Here is a 19079-nt window from a genome sequence, read left to right on the forward strand (position 1 = left end):
TCTTTACACAGTGCACTTCCCCCCAGAGCTGTGAGCACCGGGTCCGGCCCCCGTCGGCGGCCTTACATGTTGTAAAGCCACCCAGCATGTTGTCAACATGCTGATTCTGGCCAAGCCCCCCGGCGCTGGGGAGACTGGGGGCATGTCGGAACTTCTCTCGCGCCACCGCGCGGTCATGCCCTCCTGGCTGCCCCTGTACTACGAGTCCCCGCTGGAGATCGTCAGCGGCAAGGGCGTCCGTGTCACGGACGCCGAAGGCAACACCTACCTGGACTTCTTCACCGGCATCGTGACCAACATGCTCGGTTACGACGTCGCCGAGGTGCGCGAGGCGGTGGAGCGCCAGATCGCCAAGGGCGTCGTGCACACCTCCACCCTGTACCTCATCCGCTCCCAGGTGGAGCTGGCCGAGAAGATCGCCCGGCTGTCCGGGATCCCCGACGCCAAGGTGTTCTTCACCAACTCCGGCACCGAGGCCAACGAGACCGCCCTGCTGCTGGCCACCCACGCGCGCGGCAGCGACGAGGTCCTGGCCGTGCGCGGCAGCTACCACGGGCGCTCCTTCGGCACCGTCGCGGTGACCGGGAACCGGGCGTGGAAGAACTCCTCGCTGTCGCCGCTCAACGTGCACTACCTGCACGGCACCGACCACGCCTCCCCCGCGTTCCGGAGCCTGACCGAGCAGGAGTACATCGACGTCTGCGTGGCCGACCTGCGCGAGGTCCTGGACACCGCCGCGCCCGGCGTGGCCTGCCTGATCGCCGAGCCGATCCAGGGCGTGGGCGGGTTCGCGATGCCGCCGGACGGCCTCTACGCCGCCTACAAGGAGGTCCTCGACGAGCACGGCATCCTGTTCGTCTCCGACGAGGTGCAGACCGGCTGGGGCCGGACCGGAACCAGCTTCTTCGGCATCGGCAACCACGGGGTGACCCCGGACGCCATGACCTTCGCCAAGGGGCTCGGCAACGGTTTCGCGGTGGGCGGTGTCGTGGCGCGCGGCGACCTGATGGACGGCCTCAAGGCGCTGGGGGTGGCCACCTTCGGCGGCAACCCGGTCTCCATGGCCGCGGCCGGAGCCACCCTCGACTACGTGCTGGAGCACGACCTCCAGGGCAACGCGCTGCGCCAGGGCGCCACCGTCATCGAGGGCCTGCGTGCGCTGCGCGAGCTGGAGTGCGTGAAGGACGTGCGCGGCAAGGGCCTGATGTTCGCGATCGAGATGGCCGACCCGGCGACCGGCGCCCCGTCCCCGGCGCTGGCGGGCAGGGTCCTGGAGGCCGCACGCGAGCGCGGCCTGCTGGTGGGCAAGGGCGGCGTGCACGGCAACGTGCTGCGCATGGCCCCGCCGCTGACCCTGTCGGCCGAGGAGGCCGCCGAGGGCCGCGACATCCTGCTGGACGCCGTGCGCGCGGTCGCCGCCGAGGCCTGATCCCACCCCACCTGGAAGAGGAAGCATGAGCAAGCACGTCACCCACTGGATCGGCGGCGGTGCCCACGACGGGCCCGCCAAACGGACCGGAGACATCTACAACCCCGCGTCCGGCCGGGTCGCCGGGACGGTGGACCTCGCCGGCCCCGAGGAGGTCGACGCCGCGGTGGCGGCGGCCAGGGAGGCCTTCCCCGGATGGCGGGACACCTCGCTGTCCAAGCGCGTGCAGACGCTGTTCCGGTTCCGTGAGCTGCTGCGCGCCAACAGCGACCGGCTGGCCGCGATCGTCAGCGCCGAGCACGGCAAGGTCTTCTCCGACGCCCAGGGCGAGGTGGCCCGGGGCCTGGAGGTCGTGGACTTCGCCTGCGGCATCCCCCACCTGCTCAAGGGCGGTTACTCCGAGAACGTCTCCACCGGGGTGGACTCCTACTCGATCCTCCAGCCGCTCGGTGTGGTCAGCGGCATCACGCCGTTCAACTTCCCGGCGATGGTCCCGATGTGGATGTTCCCGGTGGCGATCGCCTGCGGCAACACGTTCGTGCTCAAGCCCAGCGAGAAGGACCCGTCGGCGGCGGTGCTCCTGGGCGAGCTGTGGGCCGAGGCCGGGCTGCCCGACGGGGTGTTCAACGTGGTGCACGGGGACAAGGCCGCGGTGGACGCGATCCTGGAGCACCCGGACGTGGCGGCCGTCAGCTTCGTCGGCTCCACGCCGATCGCGCGCTACATCTACCGGACCGCCGCCGAGCACGGCAAGCGCGTGCAGGCGCTGGGCGGGGCCAAGAACCACATGGTCGTCCTGCCCGACGCCGACCTGGACCTGGCGGCGGACTCCGCGGTCTCGGCCGGGTTCGGGTCGGCGGGCGAGCGGTGCATGGCCATCTCCGCGGTGGCGGTGGTGGACTCGGTCGCCGACGACCTCCTGGAGCGGATCAGGGAGCGCGTCTCGCGGCTGCGGGTCGGCCCGGGCGACGACGAGCGCAGCGAGATGGGTCCGCTGGTGACCCGCGAGCACCGCGACAAGGTGGCCTCGTACCTGGAGTCGGGGGTGCGCGAGGGCGCGACCCTGGCGATCGACGGCCGGGTCCACCCGGTCCTGGGCGGTGACTCGGACGGGTTCTGGCTGGGACCCTCGGTCCTGGACCACGTCGGCCCGCAGATGTCCTGCTACCGGGAGGAGATCTTCGGTCCCGTGCTGAGCGTGCTCCGTGTCGACGACTACGACGAGGCGGTCAAGCTGGTCAACGACAACCCGTACGGCAACGGGACCGCGATCTTCACCAACGACGGGGGCGCGGCCCGGCGCTTCCAGAACGAGATCGAGGTGGGCATGGTGGGCATCAACGTGCCCATCCCGGTGCCGATGGCCTACTACTCGTTCGGCGGCTGGAAGCAGTCGCTGTTCGGTGACTCCCACGCGCACGGCACGGAGGGTGTTCACTTCTACACCCGCACGAAGGCGGTCACGGCCCGCTGGACCGACCCGGGCAAACGGCCCGAAGGCGGCGTCAACCTGGGCTTCCCGACCAACGGCTGACGCGATTTCACCGAAATAACGGATGGATGTCTCTCACTGACGGTCTGCGGCGGGCAACACGGAGTATCGTTGTTCACCGACGCCCCTCACGGGGTGTGGCCGTGGGCCACGTGTCACGAGAGACCATCCTGGATAGACGCGCTCATTTCCCCTCCTCCCCATGGAAGCGGGTGCGTCAACGGAAGCGCTCCGGGTCCGCATGACTCCCCCTGGACCCGGAGCGCGACCGTCTTCAGCGGTCTCGGCAGCCGTCCTCGACTAGCGTGCCGCGATCAGCGGTTCACCCGCGGAGACCGGCTGGTGGCCGATGATCCCCGCGCACTCGTCACATCCGTACACGTGGCTACCGTCCGGCAGCTCACCCAGGGCCCGGCGGGGCCGGGGCCACTTGGTGTGGCAGACGACGCAGGCATCCCCCATGCGCTGCGCCCCGCTCAGCCAGCTCGGGTCGTAGACGTAGATCTCGGATGTGGCGTCAGGCTTCGTGTCTGGTTCGCACATCGTGCTCGTTCCGCGCAATGTCCTTGCTCCCCCCGTGGTTTAGGACAGTCTGGCGGGCCGATAGTTACCGGCTCTTAATTGAATCAGAAGCTCTCGGCGCCTGGAAGGGTCCGGACCGATCTAAATCACTCCGTGCATGGAAATCATAACCCTAAGTGACGAACCCTGGGAAGACCCCAGCCCAGGGTTGGTTTTTCATGCAGAGCGCCGGATATGTACCAACCGACGCCGGGGCAGGCCTCAGCCCTCGGAGCGCGGGGTGACCTCGAAACGGCGGAGCGACAGCGCCGGGTTCGTGACACGCACCGCCTCCACGCGCGCGGCCGAAACCTCGGCGGAGGCCACCTCGAAGGTCTGCTCGCCCAGGGACACGAGCGCGGTACCCATGGGGTCGACCACCATGCTGTTTCCCGCGCCGGTGGGGGCCGCCTGGCCCGCAGCGGCCACGTAGACCGTGTTCTCGATGGCGCGCGCCCGGGCCAGCGTGCGCCAGTGCTCCTCCTTCAGCGGGCCGGGCACCCACTGCGCGGCCAGCAGCACCACGTGTGCCCCGGCGCCGGCGATCCGCCGGGTCACCTCGGGGAAACGCAGGTCGTAGCAGGTCTGAAGGCCGAAGACCACGTCGTCGACGGTGAAGGTCTCCGGTGCGTCGATCGGCCCGGGGGCGACCACGTCCGACTCCTTCACGCCGAAGGCGTCGTAGAGGTGGATCTTGCGGTAGAGCGCGATCCGCTTTCCCTCGGGCGAGAGCGCGACCAGCGTGTTCGTGAAGTGGGTGGCGTCCTCGCCCTCGGACTCGTTCACTCCGAGCACCAGGTACACGCCCTCGCGGCGGGCGGTGTCCGCGGCGTCGGCCAGGAACGGGCCGTCCAGGGGTTCGGCCGCCTCCACGTAGCGGTGGTCGGTGCGCGGCGCGGTGAACATCGTGTACTCGGGCAGCAGGACGACCCGTGCTCCCCCTGCGGCGGCACGGGCGGTCAGCTCCGCCACCGAACGCTGGTTCTCCGCCTTGTCCTGCCCCGGCGCGAACTGGGCGACCGCGACCTGCACCATCGAACTTCCCCCTCGTGGTCTGGGGCCGCCCCGGCGGGCCACCCCGAACGTGACCCGAGTGTACGCCCGCACGGGAAGACCCCCTTGCTCCGAGGCTGAACAAGCGTTTAATGTATTGAACATGAGTTCAAGGAGGAAGGTCCCCCCTGACGAGGACCTCACCACGCGCGCACGCATCCGCGACGCGGCCATCGCCTGCTTCGGGGAGAAGGGCCTCGGCGTCACCGTGCGCGCCATCGCGGAGCGGGCGGGGGTCTCCCCCGGCCTGGTCATCCACCACTTCGGCAGCAAGGCCAACCTCCGCAAGGTCTGCGACGACCACGTCAGACAGGTCGTCTACGAGATCAAGAAGGAGTCGGTGAGCCACCCCAGCTCCGACGGGATGCTCCGTTCGCTGAAGGAGATCGACAAGTACTCCGGGCTGCTGGCCTACCTCTTCCGCGCCATGCAGGAGGGCGGTGAGCTCAGCCGGCACCTGTACGAGGCGATGGTGGCCGACGTGGAGAGCTACCTGGAGCTGGGGGTGCGCGAGGGCACCGTCCGCCCCAGCCGCGACCCGGCCCGACGGGCCCGCTGGCTCGCGGCCAACGGATTCGGGTCGATCCTGGTGCTCGTCACGATGCAGCAGGACACGGAGAACCCCGACTTCAGCCAGGTCCTGCGCGACTGGGAGGAGCAGTACGTGCTCCCGGCCCTGGAGGTGTACACCGAAGGCCTGCTGGTGGACCGCACCATGCTGGACGGCTACCTGGTCTACATCAGCGACCCTCCCGAGGAGGAGCGCTGATCCCCCCGACCGACGGCAGAGCCCCACCAGAGCAGGAGTCACACCACCATGTCCGCACCCGCCATCGACGCCCGCGGCGTCGACAAGTACTTCGGGCGCTTCCAAGCGCTCGACAAGCTCGACCTCACCGTCCGCACCGGTCAGGTCGCGGGCTTCCTCGGCCCGAACGGCTCGGGCAAGTCCACCACCATCCGCGTCCTGCTCGGCCTGCTCCGCGCCGACTCCGGCAGCGTCCGGCTCCTCGGGGGCGACCCCTGGAAGGAGGCCGTCTCCCTGCACCGGCGCCTGGCCTACGTGCCCGGGGACGTCTCCCTGTGGTCGAACCTCACCGGCGGCCAGGCCATCGACCTGATGGGACGCCTGCGCGGCGGACTCGACACCCGGCGCAAGAAGGCCTTCCTGGAGCGCTTCGAACTCGACCCCACCAAGAAGGCCCGGACCTACTCCAAGGGCAACCGGCAGAAGGTCGCCCTGGTGGCCGCGTTGGCCTCCGACGCCGAACTGCTCATCCTCGACGAACCCACCTCCGGGCTGGACCCGCTCATGGAAGCGGTGTTCACCGAGTGCGTGCGCGAGATCAAGGAGGAGGGCCGCACGGTCCTGCTGTCCAGCCACATCCTGTCCGAGGTCGAGAAGCTCTGTGACACCGTGACCATCATCCGGCAGGGGCGCACCGTGGAGTCCGGCACCCTGGACGACCTGCGCCACCTGACCCGCTCCAGCGTGCACGCGGAGGTCGAGCACGACCCCGCGCCGCTCGCCGCCCTGCCCGGGGTGCACGACCCGGAGATCGACGGCCACCGGATCTCGTTCTCGGTGGACCACGCGCAGATGGGAGCGGTCCTGAGCCAGGTCACCTCCCTGGGGGTGCGCTCCCTGGTGAGCAACCCGCCCTCCCTGGAGGAGCTGTTCATGCGCCACTACGGGGACGAACTGGCCGCGCTCAACGGCGGCACCGAGGGAGGCGAGCGCGCATGAGCGCCTTCACGGGTGCCGGGACGCTCTCCCGGTTCGTCCTGCGGCGCGACCGGATCCGGCTGTCGGTGTGGACCCTGGCCCTGGCCGGAACCACCGCCGCCGTCGTCCCCGTCCTGGACGACATGTTCTCCACCGAGGAGGAACGCCAGGGCCGCGCCGCCCTCATGGACACGCCGACCGGCATCGTCTTCGGCGGCCCCGGCTACGGGTTGGACGACTACACGCTCGGCCCGATGATGGTCAACGAGATGACCATGACCCTGCTCATCGCCATGGCGGTGATGAGCATCCTGCACGTCGTCCGCCACACGCGGGCGGAGGAGGAGAGCGGGCGCGCCGAGCTCCTGCGCGCCAACGTGCTGGGCAGCGGAGCGCCGATGGCCGCCGCCCTGATGACGATCGCCCTGGTCAACCTGGTCATCGGCGGGGTCATCGCCCTGGCGTTGATCGGCTTCGACCTGGCCGTCGCGGACTCCCTCGCCTACGGTCTGGGACTGGCCCTGGCCGGGATCACCTTCGGCGCGATCGCCGCCGTGTGCGCCCAGGTCTCCGAACACGGACGCTCCACCTCGGGGCTGGCCTTCCTCGCGGTGGGCGTGCTCTTCATGCTCCGCGTGGTGGGCGACATGGCCGAGTCCGGCGGCAACCTGCTCTCCTGGTTCTCCCCGTTCGCCTGGGTACAGCAGGCCCAGCCCTACCACGACCTGAGCTGGGCTCCCCTCGCGCTGTACGGGCTGGTCATCGTGGCCCTGGTGATCACCGCCCACCTCCTGTCCGGCCGCCGCGACCTGGGCGCCGGCCTGGTCGCCGCCCGCCCCGGACCGGCAGGGGCCGGTCGGCTGCTGCGCGGTGTGACCACCCTCCAGCTGAACCAGCAGCGCGGCTCGATCATCGCCTGGACACTGGCGGTCCTGCTGTTCGCGGTCTCCTTCGGCACCCTCGCCACGGAGGTCGAGGGAATGTTCGAGACCAACCCGGACCTGGAGGCGGTCTTCGGCACCGACGTCGACGACGTGATCGGCGGCTTCCTGTCCTTCGTCACCAGTTACGTGATCATGGGCGCCGCCGCCTTCGGCGCACTGTCCGTGCTGCGCATGCGCGCGGAGGAGAGCTCCGGCCGCACCGAACTGGTGCTGTCCGCCGCTGTGGGCCGGGTGGCCCTGTTCGGTTCCGCGCTGGCCGTGGCCGCCGTCTCGACCCTGTTCGTCGTGGTCGCCGGAGGCCTCGGGCTGGGTCTGGGCGCCGCCGCCGTCCTGGAGGACGGGGCGTGGGTCGGCCGCCTGCTGCAGGCGGTCCTGGCCCAACTGCCCGCGGCGATGGTCTTCGGCGCCCTGGCGGCACTTGTACTCGGGGCCGCACCGCGGCTGACCGGCCTGCTCTGGCTGTGGCTGGGGTACAGCATCCTGGCCACGGTGATGGGCGGCCTGCTGGAGTTCCCCGACTGGGCGATGAACCTCAGCGCCTTCGAGCTCCTGCCGCGCCTGCCGGTGGAGGACTTCGAGCCCCTCCCCTACGTGCTGTACTCGGGCGCGGTCCTGCTGGCGGGCGCGCTGTCGCTGGTGGGCTTCCGCAACCGGGACCTGGCCACCGCGTAGTCGGCCCGAGGCACCACCGCACCGGACCGTGTCCGGGGGTCACTCCCCGGGCGCGGTCCACTCGCGTGCGGCGTCGCGCAGCCGGGTCAGCCGGTCCCAGTGCTCGGCGACGGTGCCGCGCCCGGCCGGGGTGAGGCTGACCGTCGTGCGGGGACGGCCCTCGGAGGTCTTGAGGATCTCCACGATGCCGCCCCTCTCCAGCTTGGACAGATGGCTGGACAGGTTTCCCTTGGACAGCCCGGTGATCCGCTGCAGGAAGAGGAAGTCCGCGCTCTCGCAGGAGAGCAGGGCGCTGGTGATCGCCAGCCGCGAGGGTTCGTGCACCAGGCGGTCGATCTCCGCCATGTCCTCGAAGGGCGTGCCCATGGTCAGTCGGTCTCGCTCTCTGCCACCGGTCGAAGGGTGCGCACCAGCGTACGGTGGTCGAGTAGCCCGTTCACGACGAACATGACGGCCACCACCAGCAGGAGCACGTTGGGACTGGTGATCTCGAAGGGGTGGGAACCCGACGGGGTGAGCGCGCCGAGCGGAAGCACGAAGAGCACCAGCGCGACCGCCGCGGACACCAGGTAGTGCGGACGCATCCTCCAGTGCCAGCCGGCGGTGAGCACGAGCAGCCCCATCAGCAGCAGGCCGTAGATCCACAGGCCCTGCCGGTCGAAGGCGTTGGCGATCACGACCGCGGCCAGGAATCCACCCAACACCAGAACGGTCACGCCGACCTGGACCAGGGTCCGGTTCGGTGAGCGCAGCGGACGCACGTCGCCGAACCGCTTCCGGTAGTGACGCCTGATCAGGATGTTGAGGGTGACCACCACGGGCACGCCGAGGATCAGCGCCTCCAGCCTGCCCTGGTCCATGAAGACCAGGAAGATCAGGAAGACCCCGAAGAGGGACGTGTACAGGCCCTGGTAGTCGAGGTAGTTGGCGGTGACGTGGCGGATCCGTTCCAGCCGGTCGATGTCGTGGGGGACAGCCATCCGAGCCTCCGGTTTGTAGTGCAAACCTTTTCTCCACCGTAGGCGGGGACTCTTTGGTTTGCAATGCAAACCTGGATGTTCCCGCGGGGAACGGGTAACCCGCACGGCATGGACAGCGATTCTCCGAGAGGAGCCCTGGTGAGACGCGCCCTGATCGTGGCGGCGGTGGTAGCGCTTGTACTGGTGGTATTGGTGGGACTCATGTGGGCCATACAGAGGTCGCTCATCTATGTGCCCATGGGCGGCGAGCCACCGCCCGCCGCCGAGGTCGTCGAGGGCGCCGAGGACGTGCGCCTGCACACCGAGGACGGGCTCGAACTCGGCGGCTGGTTCGTCCCGCCCCGGGGCAGCGACCGGGAGACCGCGGTCCTGGTGACCAACGGCAACGCGGGCAACCGCGAGAGCCGCGCGCCCCTGGCCCGGTCGCTGGCCGCCAACGGGTTCTCCGTGCTGCTGTTCGACTACCGGGGTTACGGAGGCAACCCCGGCAGCCCCGACGAGAAGGGGCTGGCCGCCGACGCGCGCGCCGCCGCCGACCACCTGGCCGGGCGCGGGTTCGAGGCGGAGCGGACCGTGTACTTCGGGGAGAGTCTGGGCGCCGCCGTCGCCGCGAACCTGGCCGCCGAACGCCCGCCCGCCGCGCTGTTCCTGCGTTCGCCCTTCACCTCCCTGGCCGACATGGGCCGGGTCCACTACCCCGTGTTCCCCGTACGGCTGCTGCTCAAGGACGAGTTCCCGGTGACCGAGCTGGTCGCCGGGATCGACCGGCCCACCACCGTGGTCGCCGGCGGCGCCGACATGATCGTGCCCCCGGAGCAGAGCCACGAGGTGGCCGGGGCCAGCGCGAACCTGTTCGAGGAGATCGTCCTGTCCGGCGCGGGCCACAACGACGTCGAGACGATCCACGGCCCCGAGGTGGTCGCGGCCGTGACCCGCCTCACCGACCACGCGCTCTGACCGGTACCGGACACCGGTCAGCCCCGGCGTCCTCGCGACGGTCAACGGCGAGGGAGCACGCAGACGCGCCGGACGCCCAGACAGGGCGGGAAGGCGGAACCGCGCCCGGGTTCCGGCAAGGGGCTCAGAGAGCGAGGACGTCCATCGCCCAGGCGGGGGCCAGGACGAGGAGGAGGAAGCGCGCGGTGCGGGTGACGAAGGTGATCGCGCAGAACAGCACGATGTTCATCCGCACGACCCCGGCCAGGACGGACACCACCATGAACGGCGGCACGCTCGCGAAGGAGCTGAGGGCGAGCAGGCCCGCGCCCCAGACCGGGCGCTCCTCGGCCCTGGTCCGCCAGCGGGCCATCCGGTCGGACCACTTGCCGGGGGTGGCCGCCCGGCGTTTGAGCCACGGCGCGGAGATCGTCCCGTACCCCACGTAGTAGTAGGGGATCTTGCCGAGCGTCTGGCCGAGGGCGGCGGCCACCGCCATCGCGACGAGGGCGCCGTCGTCCAGAACGGCGACGGCGCCCAACAGGTACAGCTCGATGTTGATGAGCGGGACCAGCCCTGCCGCGGTGGCCACCGCGAAGGCCAGGGCGGTCTCGACCATGCCGGTCTACTCCTCGGCGGCGGCGAGCTGTCCGCAGGCGCCGTCGATCTCCTGGCCGCGGGTGTCGCGGACGGTCACCGAGACCCCGTGGGACTGCAGGCGCCGGACGAACTCGCGCTCGTCCTCCGGCCGCGAGGCGGTCCACTTCGACCCCGGGGTGGGGTTGAGCGGGATGAGGTTGACGTGCACCAGGTGGCCCTTGAGGAGCTTGCCGAGCAGGTCGGCCCGCCAGGCCTGGTCGTTGATGTCCTTGATCAGCGCGTACTCGATGGACACGCGGCGGCCGGTGGTCCCGGCGTAGCGCCAGGCGGCGTCCAGGACCTCGTCGACCTTCCAGCGGGTGTTGATCGGCACCAGCTCGTCGCGGAGCTCGTCGTCCGGCGCGTGCAGCGAGATCGCCAGGCGGACCTGCATCTTCTCGGCGATGAGCTTGTTGATCGCCGGGACCAGGCCCACCGTGGACACGGTCACGCCGCGCTGGGAGATGCCCATGCCGTTGGGGACCGGGTCGGTGATCTGGCGGACGGTCTGGAGCACCCGCTTGTAGTTGGCCATGGGCTCGCCCATGCCCATGAACACGATGTTGCTGATCCGCCCCGGGCCGCCGGCGACCTCGCCGCGGGCCAGGTCGCGCGCGCTCGCCACGACCTGCTCGACGATCTCGCCGGTGGACAGGTTGCGGGTCAGGCCCGCCTGGCCGGTGGCGCAGAACGGGCAGTTCATGCCGCAGCCGGCCTGGGAGGAGATGCACAGGGTGACGCGGTCCGGGTAGCGCATCATCACCGACTCGAACATGACCCCGTCGAAGGCCTTCCAGAGGGTCTTGCGGGTCATGCCCTTGTCGGCGGTGACGTGCCGGACCGGGGTGAGCAGCGTGGGCAGCAGGGCCTCGCCGAGCTTCTCCCTGGACGCCTCGGGCAGGTCCGTCATCTGAGAGGTGTCCGACTCGAGCCCGCCGTAGTAGTGCTTGGCGATCTGCTTGGCCCGGAAGGGCTTCTCCCCCAGCTCCTTGACGACCTCCAGCCGCTCTTCGGGGCTGAGGTCGGCCAGGTGCCGGGGCGGCTTGGCGCGGCGGGGTGCGACGAATGTGAGCTCGGCGGGCATAAGGATCCGTAAGGAGTGGAGTCGGTGGTCTGCGCCCGGCGCGGGAGGGATGTGGCGGCACGGGTCGTTATACGACCTATACGCGACTGCGGTGCTGCTCCGCCTGTCAGGGCACTACCGTCGATTCTACTTATGTGTGTGGACGGCCCGGACGGATCCGCCCTTGCCGGTCCCCACTGACAACACGACAGCCCGTCGGCACGTGGGAGGGCCGGTGACCGAGATCGACGTCCTGCTGGACGAGATCAGCCCCTACCAGAGTCGTCGCGTCGTCGTCGAGTGCGACTCCCACACCACGGCCGCCTACCTGCTGGACGCCCGTGAGCGCATCCGCGTCCCGGTGTGGCTGGCCAACCACGAGATCGCCCCCCGCGACAGCGAGTCGAGCGGCCTCTACGAGGGCCAGGCCCCGCTGATGCCGGAGGCCTACACCAAGCACCCTCAGGGGCGTCCCCGCTTCGACCCGGCCACGCTCCGCGCGGTGTGGTTCGAGGAGGGCGACGGGGTGGCCCTGGTGGACGAGGAGGGCCTGCTCGCGGTGATACCGGGCTGGGCCGAGGCCGACAGCGGCCTGCCGGGGTACGCCCGCGAGGCGATCGGGCGCAGCGCCTACGCCTGGGAGCTGGACTCGGTGAAGAACCAGCTGTGGCCGCGCGTGGTGCACGCCGAGGCCTACTGGGACTGGCGGCGCGCCTCAGGGGCCTGGCGCAGCGTGCAGCGGACCGTCCTCAGCCACCTGAACCGCCGGGTCGGTGAACCCGGCCACTACTGGGACGTCTCCGACGGGCACCCGCCGCTGCTGCGGGTCTCGGAACGGCCGCCCTCGGAGCACCGCCCCTTCACCGTGCTCTCCACCGTGGGCATGTGCGGGCAGCGGATGCCCACCCTCGACCGCTACATGGCCGACACCTCGAACCACGCGCGGGTGGAGCTGGCCCTGGCCACCACCCTGCCCGCCCACCACGCGGCGCGGATCTTCCGGTGGATCGGGGCGTTCCCCTGGCGGGCGGTCACGTGGTTCGGGACCGGGCACACGGTGAAGTGGCTGGACAACTCCGAGGACCGGTCCATGCGCGGCGGCGCGGGCGCCGTCCTGCTGCTGGAGGACCCGGGCCAGCTGATCACCGACCCCGCCCACCAGCCGCCGGACACCTCGGGGCTGACCTTCCAGGGCGACCCGGTGCGCTGGCTGTGGATCGTGCCGATCACCCGGCCCGAGCACCTGTTCGCCAAGGAACACGACAGCGCCACCCTGGTGGAGAAGCTGGCCGCGGAGGGGCGGAGCTGGGTCCTCGGCCGGTAACGGAGTCCCGGCGCCGGGTCCTCGGCCGGTAACGGAGTCCCAGCCCTCGGCCGGCGGCCCTGCCCCGGAAAACCGATTGACCCCCGCCTCCGGTTCGGCGAGGGTGCTCCGGTCGGCAGGCCGAGCACGGGGGCGGACCACGGATGGCACAGACGCAGGGCGCACGCCCCGGTATCACGGCGCCGTTGGCCCACGCGCCCTTCCGTGTCCTGGTCGTGGGCCGGGTCCTGATGCTCTTCGGCAACGGCACGGCGGCGGTGGCGCTGGCCTTCGCCGTGCTGGACGTGACCGGTTCCCTGGCCCAGGTGGGCCTGGTGGTGGGCGCCCGGTCGATCGCCAACGTGGCGCTCCTGCTGCTGGGCGGGGTCCTCGCCGACCGGCTGCCGCGCACCCTGGTGATCCAGAGCGCCTGTGTGCTGGCGGCGCTCTCCCAGGCGCTGCTGGCGCTGGCCCTGCTCACCGGGACGGCCACGCTCACGACGATGGTGGCGTTGAGCGCGCTGAACGGGGCCGCGGCCGCCGCCAACCTGCCCGCCCTGGCGGCGCTGACCCCGCAGACCGTGCCGCACACGCTACTGCGCCCGGCCAACGCCCTGGCCGGGATCGCCAAGCAGCTGGGCATGTTCGCCGGGATGTCCGCGGGAGGCGTGCTGGTGGGCCTGGTCGGTCCCGGTTGGGCGATCGGGGTCGACGCTCTGCTGTTCGCCTCCGCTGGGGTGGCCTTCCTCTTCCTCCGTGTGCCGTCGACGGTCGCGCCGAGCGGCAGCAACGTGCTGCGCGACCTGCTGGACGGGTGGAGCGAGTTCGTGGCCCGGCCGTGGGTGTGGATCATCGTGCTGCAGTTCATGGTGGTCAACGCCGGGTGGTCGGCGGCCACGGCCGTACTGGGCCCGGGGATCGCCGACGAGACGTTCGGGCGGACCACGTGGGGGCTGCTGATGGCCGCCAACAGCGTGGGTCTGCTGGTCGGCGGGGTCCTGGCGGCCCGTTGGCAGCCCCGGCGCGCCCTGTTCTACGGGACGGCGCTGGTCACCCTCCAGACCCTGCCGTTCTTCGTGATGGCCGGCCCCTCCCCCGTGGTCCCGCTGCTGTTCGCCGCGATGTTCGCGGGCGGGATGGCGGTGGAACAGTTCAGCGTGGCCTGGGAGGTGTCGCTCCAGGAGAACGTCCCGCCCGAGCGGCTCTCGCGGGTGTACTCCTACGACGCGCTGGGGTCGTTCGTGGCGATGCCGGTGGGGCAGATCGCGATCGGCCCGGTGGCCGAGGCGATCGGACCGGGCAGGTCCCTGCTGATCGTGTCGGGACTGACCCTGGCGGCGACGCTCGCCGCGGTCGCCACGCGCAGCGTGCGCTCACTGCGCCGCTTGTGAGGGGGCCGCCGGCGAGGCGGGGACGCGACCCGGGCCGCGCCGGTCGCGCACCTGGCTGAAGACGTGGTGGAGGCGGGCCATGTCCTCGTCGCTGAAGCGTTCCACGAACCTGAGCAGGGTCGTGTCGGGGTCGGGTCCGGTCTCGAGGACCTCGCCCATCACCCGGGCCGTGTACTCGGCGTGGCTCTCCCTGGACCAGTACACCCAGGCCCGGCCGTCCTTCTCCCGGTCCACCAGGCCCTTGTGGAAGAGGATGTTCGCGACCGTCATGACGGTCGTGTACGCGCTCTCCCGGTCGTAGACCATGTGTTCCCGGATCCCGCGCACGGAGAGCGGCCCCTCCGCTCGCCACAGGGCGCCCATGATGGCCGCCTCCAGTTCTCCGAGCCCTCTCATGGGCCCTCCCCTACCCGACTACCCGATCGTGTTCGGCGTTTCGACAGGGGCGATGGTAAGCAGCGGCGGGGCCGTCGCGTGGGAGAACGGGGAAGAGCGCACAGATCCGTACATCCCCGTCGTCGATCACCGGCGTTTCGCCGCCGGTTGCGGGTCGCGCGCCGTCGGTCGGGCACTGTCGGGGGCCGTCCCGTCACCGGCCGGTCACTGTCCGACCGCGCCGGAGCCGCCTCCACGGGAAACGTGGTGCGCGCCACACTGCGCCTGGCCGGAGGCGGCCAGCGGGAAGCACGCCCCAAATCCCACCAAACAGGACCAAACAAGCCATCTTGACCACGCAACGCAAAGCGACCGACACACAGCGACAAGGTTTGTGTGAAAGATTGTTAGGTATCTCCCAGTTTCAACAACACCGATGTTCACGTCTGGGAGGCCGGTACAAGTAGCCTGGTACCCGACGAGTGCTGGCCAGGTCAGATTCTCCCTGTCATCGGGGAGCGACTTCATGCTTCTTTGAGCCCGCCTTGCCAGCAGCCACCCGTCTTTCCTACACATTCACAAGCGAGCTGCGGAAGTGGGCGATCTCCGCCGTGTCGTCTGAGGCGTCTCAACCCCTGACAGATTTCGGCCCGAACGAGTGGCTGGTCGAGGAGCTTTACCAGAAGTACCTCACCGACCCGAATTCGGTTGACAAGGCTTGGTGGAACTTCTTCGCGGACTACAAGCCCGCGGACTCGGCCAACGGGAAGGGTGGGGGCACTGCGACCGCAAAGGCGCAGACCGAGAAGGCCCCCGCCGCGCCCGCGCCGAAGAAGAAGGCCGCTGCGGCCCCAGCACCCAAGAACACCGACGATGCACTCCAGGTCAACGAGGAGCGACTGCGCGGCGCACCCGCCCGCACCGCGACCAACATGGAGTCGAGCCTGACCATGCCCACCGCGACGAGCGTGCGCGCGGTGCCGGTCAAGCTGCTGTTCGACAACCGCATCGTCATCAACAACCATCTCCGGCGCGGCCGCGGTGGGAAGGTCTCCTTCACCCACCTCATCGGTTACGCCATGGTCAAGGCAGCCATGTCCATGCCGGAGATGAACTACTCCTACACGGAGATCGACGGCAAGCCCGGCGTCGCCAAGCCCGAGCACATCAACTTCGGCCTGGCGATCGACCTGCAGAAGCCGGACGGTTCCCGTCAACTGGTCGTGCCCTCCGTCAAGAAGTCCGACGAGATGGACTTCAACGAGTTCTGGAGCGGTTACGAGGACCTGGTCCGCAAGGCCCGCAACAACAAGCTGGGCGTGACGGACTTCCAGGGCACCACGATCAGCCTGACCAACCCGGGCGGCATCGGCACCGTGCACTCCGTGCCGCGCCTCATGCCCGGACAGGGCACCATCCTCGCCGTCGGGGCCATGGAGTACCCGGCCGAGTTCCAGGGCGCGTCCCAGGACACGCTGAGCGAACTGGGCATCAGCAAGGTCATGACGATCACGTCGACCTACGACCACCGGATCATCCAGGGTGCCCAGTCGGGCGAGTTCCTGCGCCGGATCCACCAGCTGCTGCTGGGCGACGACGGTTTCTACGACGAGATCTTCAACTCGCTGCGGATCCCGTATGAGCCGGTCCGCTGGGTCCAGGACATCCACGTCAACAAGGCGACCCAGCTCGACAAGACCACCCGGGTCCAGGAGCTGATCCACGCCTACCGCGTGCGCGGCCACCTCATGGCCGACACCAACCCGCTCGACCACGAGCAGCGCAAGCACCCGGACCTGGACGTGCTCGAGCACGGCCTGACCCTCTGGGACCTGGACCGCGAGTTCCCCACCGGGGGCTTCGGCGGCAAGCAGGTCATGAAGCTGCGCGACGTTCTGGGCGTGCTGCGCGACACCTACTGCCGCACGGTGGGTATCGAGTACATGCACATCCAGAGCCCGGAGGAGCGGGAGTGGATCCAGTCGCACGTCGAGCGCGAGCACGAGAAGCTCGACCGCGACGAGCAGCTGCACATCCTGCACCGGCTCAACAGCGCGGAGGCCTTCGAGACCTTCCTGCAGACCAAGTACGTGGGTCAGAAGCGCTTCTCCCTCGAGGGCGGCGAGTCGCTGATCCCGCTGCTGGACGGTGTGATCTCCAAGGCCGCCAAGGCCGAGCTGGACGAGGCCGTCATCGGTATGGCCCACCGCGGCCGCCTGAACGTGCTCGCCAACATCTGCGGCAAGTCCTACGGGCAGATCTTCGGTGAGTTCGAGGGCAACCTCGACCCGCGCAGCGCGCACGGTTCGGGTGACGTCAAGTACCACCTGGGCACCGAGGGGACCTTCGAGACCCGCGAGGGCGACAAGATCCAGATCTCGCTGTCCGCGAACCCGTCCCACCTGGAGACCGTCAACCCGGTCGCCGAGGGCATCGTCCGCGCCAAGCAGGACGTGCTGGACAAGGGCCCGCAGGGCTTCACCGTGCTGCCCATCCTCATCCACGGTGACGCCGCGTTCGCCGGTCAGGGTGTGGTCGCCGAGACGCTGAACCTGTCCCAGCTGCGGGGTTACCGCACCGGTGGCACGGTCCACGTCATCGTGAACAACCAGGTCGGCTTCACCACCTCGCCGACCGACAGCCGCTCCAGCGTGTACGCCACCGACGTCGCGCGGATGGTCCAGGCGCCGATCTTCCACGTCAACGGGGACGACCCCGAGGCCGTGGTCCGGATCGCGCACCTGGCCTTCGCCTACCGTCAGACGTTCAACAAGGACGTCGTCATCGACCTCGTCTGCTACCGGCGCCGCGGGCACAACGAGGGCGACAACCCCGCGTTCACCCAGCCGCTGATGTACGACGTCATCGACGCCAAGCGCTCCACCCGCAAGCTGTTCACCGAGTCCCTCATCGGACGCGGCGACATCACGGTGGAGGACGCGGAGTCGGCCCTGCGCGACTACCAGACCGAGCTCGAACGCGCGTTCACCGAGACCCGCGAGGTCGAGAAGCGGCCGGTCGAGCCGGGCTCCGTGGTCAAGCCCGAGGTGTTCACCGAGTCCCGTCTGGACCACTCCAAGGTCGAGACGGCCATCAGCACCGAGACGGTCAAGCGGGTCATCGACACCCAGGTGACGATGCCCGAGGGCTTCACGCCGCACCCGCGGCTGGCGCCGCAGCTGACCCGTCGCGCGACGATGGTCGAGAACGACGCCATCGACTGGGCCACCGGTGAGCTGCTGGCCTTCGGTTCGCTGCTGCTGGACGACCACCCGGTCCGCCTGATCGGTCAGGACAGCCGCCGCGGCACCTTCGGTCAGCGCCACGCCACGCTGATGGACCGCGAGACCGGCGAGACCCACACGCCGCTCAAGCAGTTCGACAACGGCACCACGAAGTTCCACGTGCACGACTCGCTGCTCAGCGAGTACGCGGCGCTGGGCTTCGAGTACGGCTACTCGCTGACCCGTCCGGACGCCCTGGTGATGTGGGAGGCGCAGTTCGGCGACTTCGTCAACGGCGCCCAGACCATCATCGACGAGTACATCAGCGCCGGCGAGCAGAAGTGGGGCCAGCGCTCCAGCGTGGCCATGCTGCTGCCGCACGGCTACGAGGGCCAGGGGCCGGACCACTCCTCGGCCCGGATCGAGCGGTTCCTGCAGCAGTGCGCGCAGGAGAACATGACCGTCGCGATGCCGAGCACCCCGGCGAGCTACTTCCACCTGCTGCGCTGGCAGGCGAAGTCGCCGTTCGAGCGTCCGCTCGTGGTGTTCACGCCGAAGTCGCTGCTGCGCCTGAAGGCCGCGACCTCGGCTGCCGAGGACTTCACCTCGGGCCACTTCCGGCCGCTGATCGGGGACGACTCGATCGCGCCGGAGAAGGTCCGCCGTGTGGTCATCTGCTCGGGCAAGATCTACTACGACCTGGACGCGGCCCGCCGCAAGAGCGGTGACAAGCACACCGCGATCATCCGGGCGGAGCGGCTCTACCCGCTGCCGATCGAGGAGATCCGGGAGCAGCTCAAGGCCTTCCCGAACGCGGGCGAGGTCCTGTGGGTCCAGGAGGAGCCGGCGAACATGGGTCCGTGGCCCTTCGTCGCGCTGGTCTTCTCCGAGCAGCTCGACCGTCCGTTCACCCGGATCTCGCGTCCGGCCTCCTCCGCGCCCGCGGCCGGTTCGGCCAAGCGCCACGAGGCCGAGCAGCGCGCCCTGGTGGACACGGTGTTCCCGCCCGCCGAATAGGCGGACGGGACAGCCGAGCGACGGACTAGATGGACAACGGTATGTACTACACCGATCGCGGGATCGAGGAGTTGGAGAACCGCCGCGGCGAGGAGGAGGTCAGCTTCGCCTGGCTCGCCGAGCAGCTGCGGGTGTTCACCGACATCAACCCCGAGTTCGAGACTCCGGTCGAACGGCTGGCCACCTGGTTGGCCCGGTTGGACGACGAGGACGAGGAGTAGTCACACGGAGCCGCGCTGAGCGGTGACATCCGGCCGAGGGGCCCGGGTCTTCA

Annotated in this window: 17 protein-coding genes; 10 read left to right on the top strand and 7 right to left on the bottom strand. The window is 69.8% G+C overall.

Features of this window, described 5'->3' with window-relative positions; genetic code table 11:
• Nucleotides 1–142 precede the first annotated feature (142 nt).
• Nucleotides 143–1429, top strand: a complete 1287-nt coding sequence (locus tag D458_RS0101910; RefSeq protein ID WP_017585038.1) for an aspartate aminotransferase family protein — start codon at nt 143–145, stop codon at nt 1427–1429.
• A gap of 25 nt (nt 1430–1454) precedes the next feature.
• Nucleotides 1455–2963, top strand: a complete 1509-nt coding sequence (locus tag D458_RS0101915) for a CoA-acylating methylmalonate-semialdehyde dehydrogenase (protein WP_017585039.1) — start codon at nt 1455–1457, stop codon at nt 2961–2963.
• Between the two features lie 258 nt (nt 2964–3221).
• Here the strand turns inward: D458_RS0101915 and D458_RS0101920 are convergent, their stop codons facing one another.
• Together D458_RS0101920 and D458_RS0101925 are read right to left on the bottom strand one after the other, a co-directional pair.
• A complete protein-coding gene (locus D458_RS0101920; RefSeq protein ID WP_017585040.1) occupies nt 3222–3464 on the bottom strand; it encodes a hypothetical protein in 243 nt (80 codons plus the stop codon).
• Between the two features lie 240 nt (nt 3465–3704).
• A complete protein-coding gene (locus D458_RS0101925) occupies nt 3705–4517 on the bottom strand; it encodes a carbon-nitrogen hydrolase family protein (protein WP_017585041.1) in 813 nt (270 codons plus the stop codon).
• 121 nt (nt 4518–4638) lie between these two features.
• Here D458_RS0101925 and D458_RS0101930 point away from each other — a divergent pair, with 121 nt between their 5' ends.
• Genes D458_RS0101930 through D458_RS0101940 form a run of 3 tightly spaced genes read left to right on the top strand, consistent with a single transcriptional unit; the run spans nt 4639 to nt 7877 of the window.
• Nucleotides 4639–5304 (top strand): TetR/AcrR family transcriptional regulator, encoded by a 666-nt coding sequence (locus D458_RS0101930; protein ID WP_017585042.1) that lies wholly within the window; start codon nt 4639–4641, stop codon nt 5302–5304.
• 48 nt (nt 5305–5352) lie between these two features.
• The gene (locus D458_RS0101935; protein ID WP_017585043.1) at nt 5353–6282 is read left to right on the top strand and encodes an ABC transporter ATP-binding protein; all 930 of its coding nucleotides are present in this window, start codon (nt 5353–5355) and stop codon (nt 6280–6282) included.
• Complete coding sequence (locus D458_RS0101940; protein ID WP_017585044.1) at nt 6279–7877, top strand: ABC transporter permease; 1599 nt, start codon at nt 6279–6281, stop codon at nt 7875–7877. The genes D458_RS0101935 and D458_RS0101940 overlap by 4 nt, the downstream gene beginning before the upstream one ends.
• Nucleotides 7878–7916: 39 nt before the next feature.
• Here the strand turns inward: D458_RS0101940 and D458_RS0101945 are convergent, their stop codons facing one another.
• Nucleotides 7917–8243, bottom strand: coding sequence for a transcriptional regulator (locus D458_RS0101945; RefSeq protein WP_017585045.1), 327 nt, complete (start codon nt 8241–8243; stop codon nt 7917–7919).
• Nucleotides 8244–8245: 2 nt separating this feature from the next.
• Nucleotides 8246–8857, bottom strand: a complete 612-nt coding sequence (locus D458_RS0101950) for a hypothetical protein (RefSeq protein WP_017585046.1) — start codon at nt 8855–8857, stop codon at nt 8246–8248.
• A gap of 138 nt (nt 8858–8995) precedes the next feature.
• Between D458_RS0101950 and D458_RS0101955 the strand changes: the two genes are divergently transcribed.
• Nucleotides 8996–9814, top strand: a complete 819-nt coding sequence (locus D458_RS0101955; RefSeq protein WP_040702057.1) for an alpha/beta hydrolase — start codon at nt 8996–8998, stop codon at nt 9812–9814.
• Between the two features lie 124 nt (nt 9815–9938).
• On the opposite strand, the gene D458_RS0101960 is transcribed toward D458_RS0101955, so the two are convergent.
• Nucleotides 9939–10412 (bottom strand): YqaA family protein, encoded by a 474-nt coding sequence (locus D458_RS0101960; RefSeq protein WP_017585048.1) that lies wholly within the window; start codon nt 10410–10412, stop codon nt 9939–9941.
• A gap of 6 nt (nt 10413–10418) precedes the next feature.
• Nucleotides 10419–11516 carry a 23S rRNA (adenine(2503)-C(2))-methyltransferase RlmN gene (gene rlmN, locus D458_RS0101965; RefSeq protein ID WP_017585049.1) on the bottom strand — a complete coding sequence of 366 codons (1098 nt, stop codon included), beginning with the start codon at nt 11514–11516 and terminating at the stop codon, nt 10419–10421.
• A 214-nt stretch (nt 11517–11730) separates the two neighbouring features.
• Between rlmN and D458_RS0101970 the strand changes: the two genes are divergently transcribed.
• Both D458_RS0101970 and D458_RS0101975 read left to right on the top strand, forming a co-directional pair.
• Nucleotides 11731–12819, top strand: a complete 1089-nt coding sequence (locus D458_RS0101970) for a suppressor of fused domain protein (protein WP_017585050.1) — start codon at nt 11731–11733, stop codon at nt 12817–12819.
• Between the two features lie 143 nt (nt 12820–12962).
• The gene (locus tag D458_RS0101975) at nt 12963–14189 is read left to right on the top strand and encodes an MFS transporter (RefSeq protein ID WP_017585051.1); all 1227 of its coding nucleotides are present in this window, start codon (nt 12963–12965) and stop codon (nt 14187–14189) included.
• Here the strand turns inward: D458_RS0101975 and D458_RS0101980 are convergent.
• Complete coding sequence (locus tag D458_RS0101980; RefSeq protein WP_017585052.1) at nt 14172–14585, bottom strand: BlaI/MecI/CopY family transcriptional regulator; 414 nt, start codon at nt 14583–14585, stop codon at nt 14172–14174. The two genes, D458_RS0101975 and D458_RS0101980, sit on opposite strands and share 18 nt — an antisense overlap.
• A 590-nt stretch (nt 14586–15175) precedes the next feature.
• Between D458_RS0101980 and D458_RS0101985 the strand changes: the two genes are divergently transcribed.
• Both D458_RS0101985 and D458_RS0101990 read left to right on the top strand, forming a co-directional pair.
• Nucleotides 15176–18805: a multifunctional oxoglutarate decarboxylase/oxoglutarate dehydrogenase thiamine pyrophosphate-binding subunit/dihydrolipoyllysine-residue succinyltransferase subunit gene (locus D458_RS0101985; protein ID WP_017585053.1), complete on the top strand. Its 3630-nt coding sequence runs from the start codon at nt 15176–15178 to the stop codon at nt 18803–18805.
• 41 nt (nt 18806–18846) lie between these two features.
• Nucleotides 18847–19026 carry a DUF6104 family protein gene (locus D458_RS0101990; protein WP_017581893.1) on the top strand — a complete coding sequence of 60 codons (180 nt, stop codon included), beginning with the start codon at nt 18847–18849 and terminating at the stop codon, nt 19024–19026.
• Nucleotides 19027–19079 lie beyond the last annotated feature (53 nt).

This window comes from Nocardiopsis ganjiahuensis DSM 45031, assembly GCF_000341085.1.
GTDB lineage: Bacteria > Actinomycetota > Actinomycetes > Streptosporangiales > Streptosporangiaceae > Nocardiopsis > Nocardiopsis ganjiahuensis.

What these genes read in the sequence shown, in the direction of transcription:
- D458_RS0101935 (WP_017585043.1), top strand. Translation starts at nt 5,353, where the DNA reads ATGTCCGCACCCGCCATCGACGCCCGCGGCGTCGACAAGTACTTCGGG.
- rlmN (WP_017585049.1), bottom strand. Translation starts at nt 11,516, where the DNA reads ATGCCCGCCGAGCTCACATTCGTCGCACCCCGCCGCGCCAAGCCGCCC.
- D458_RS0101915 (WP_017585039.1), top strand. Translation starts at nt 1,455, where the DNA reads ATGAGCAAGCACGTCACCCACTGGATCGGCGGCGGTGCCCACGACGGG.
- D458_RS0101920 (WP_017585040.1), bottom strand. Translation starts at nt 3,464, where the DNA reads ATGTGCGAACCAGACACGAAGCCTGACGCCACATCCGAGATCTACGTC.
- D458_RS0101925 (WP_017585041.1), bottom strand. Translation starts at nt 4,517, where the DNA reads ATGGTGCAGGTCGCGGTCGCCCAGTTCGCGCCGGGGCAGGACAAGGCG.
- D458_RS0101940 (WP_017585044.1), top strand. Translation starts at nt 6,279, where the DNA reads ATGAGCGCCTTCACGGGTGCCGGGACGCTCTCCCGGTTCGTCCTGCGG.
- D458_RS0101945 (WP_017585045.1), bottom strand. Translation starts at nt 8,243, where the DNA reads ATGGGCACGCCCTTCGAGGACATGGCGGAGATCGACCGCCTGGTGCAC.
- D458_RS0101990 (WP_017581893.1), top strand. Translation starts at nt 18,847, where the DNA reads ATGTACTACACCGATCGCGGGATCGAGGAGTTGGAGAACCGCCGCGGC.
- D458_RS0101930 (WP_017585042.1), top strand. Translation starts at nt 4,639, where the DNA reads ATGAGTTCAAGGAGGAAGGTCCCCCCTGACGAGGACCTCACCACGCGC.
- D458_RS0101950 (WP_017585046.1), bottom strand. Translation starts at nt 8,857, where the DNA reads ATGGCTGTCCCCCACGACATCGACCGGCTGGAACGGATCCGCCACGTC.
- D458_RS0101960 (WP_017585048.1), bottom strand. Translation starts at nt 10,412, where the DNA reads ATGGTCGAGACCGCCCTGGCCTTCGCGGTGGCCACCGCGGCAGGGCTG.
- D458_RS0101910 (WP_017585038.1), top strand. Translation starts at nt 143, where the DNA reads ATGTCGGAACTTCTCTCGCGCCACCGCGCGGTCATGCCCTCCTGGCTG.
- D458_RS0101975 (WP_017585051.1), top strand. Translation starts at nt 12,963, where the DNA reads ATGGCACAGACGCAGGGCGCACGCCCCGGTATCACGGCGCCGTTGGCC.
- D458_RS0101980 (WP_017585052.1), bottom strand. Translation starts at nt 14,585, where the DNA reads ATGAGAGGGCTCGGAGAACTGGAGGCGGCCATCATGGGCGCCCTGTGG.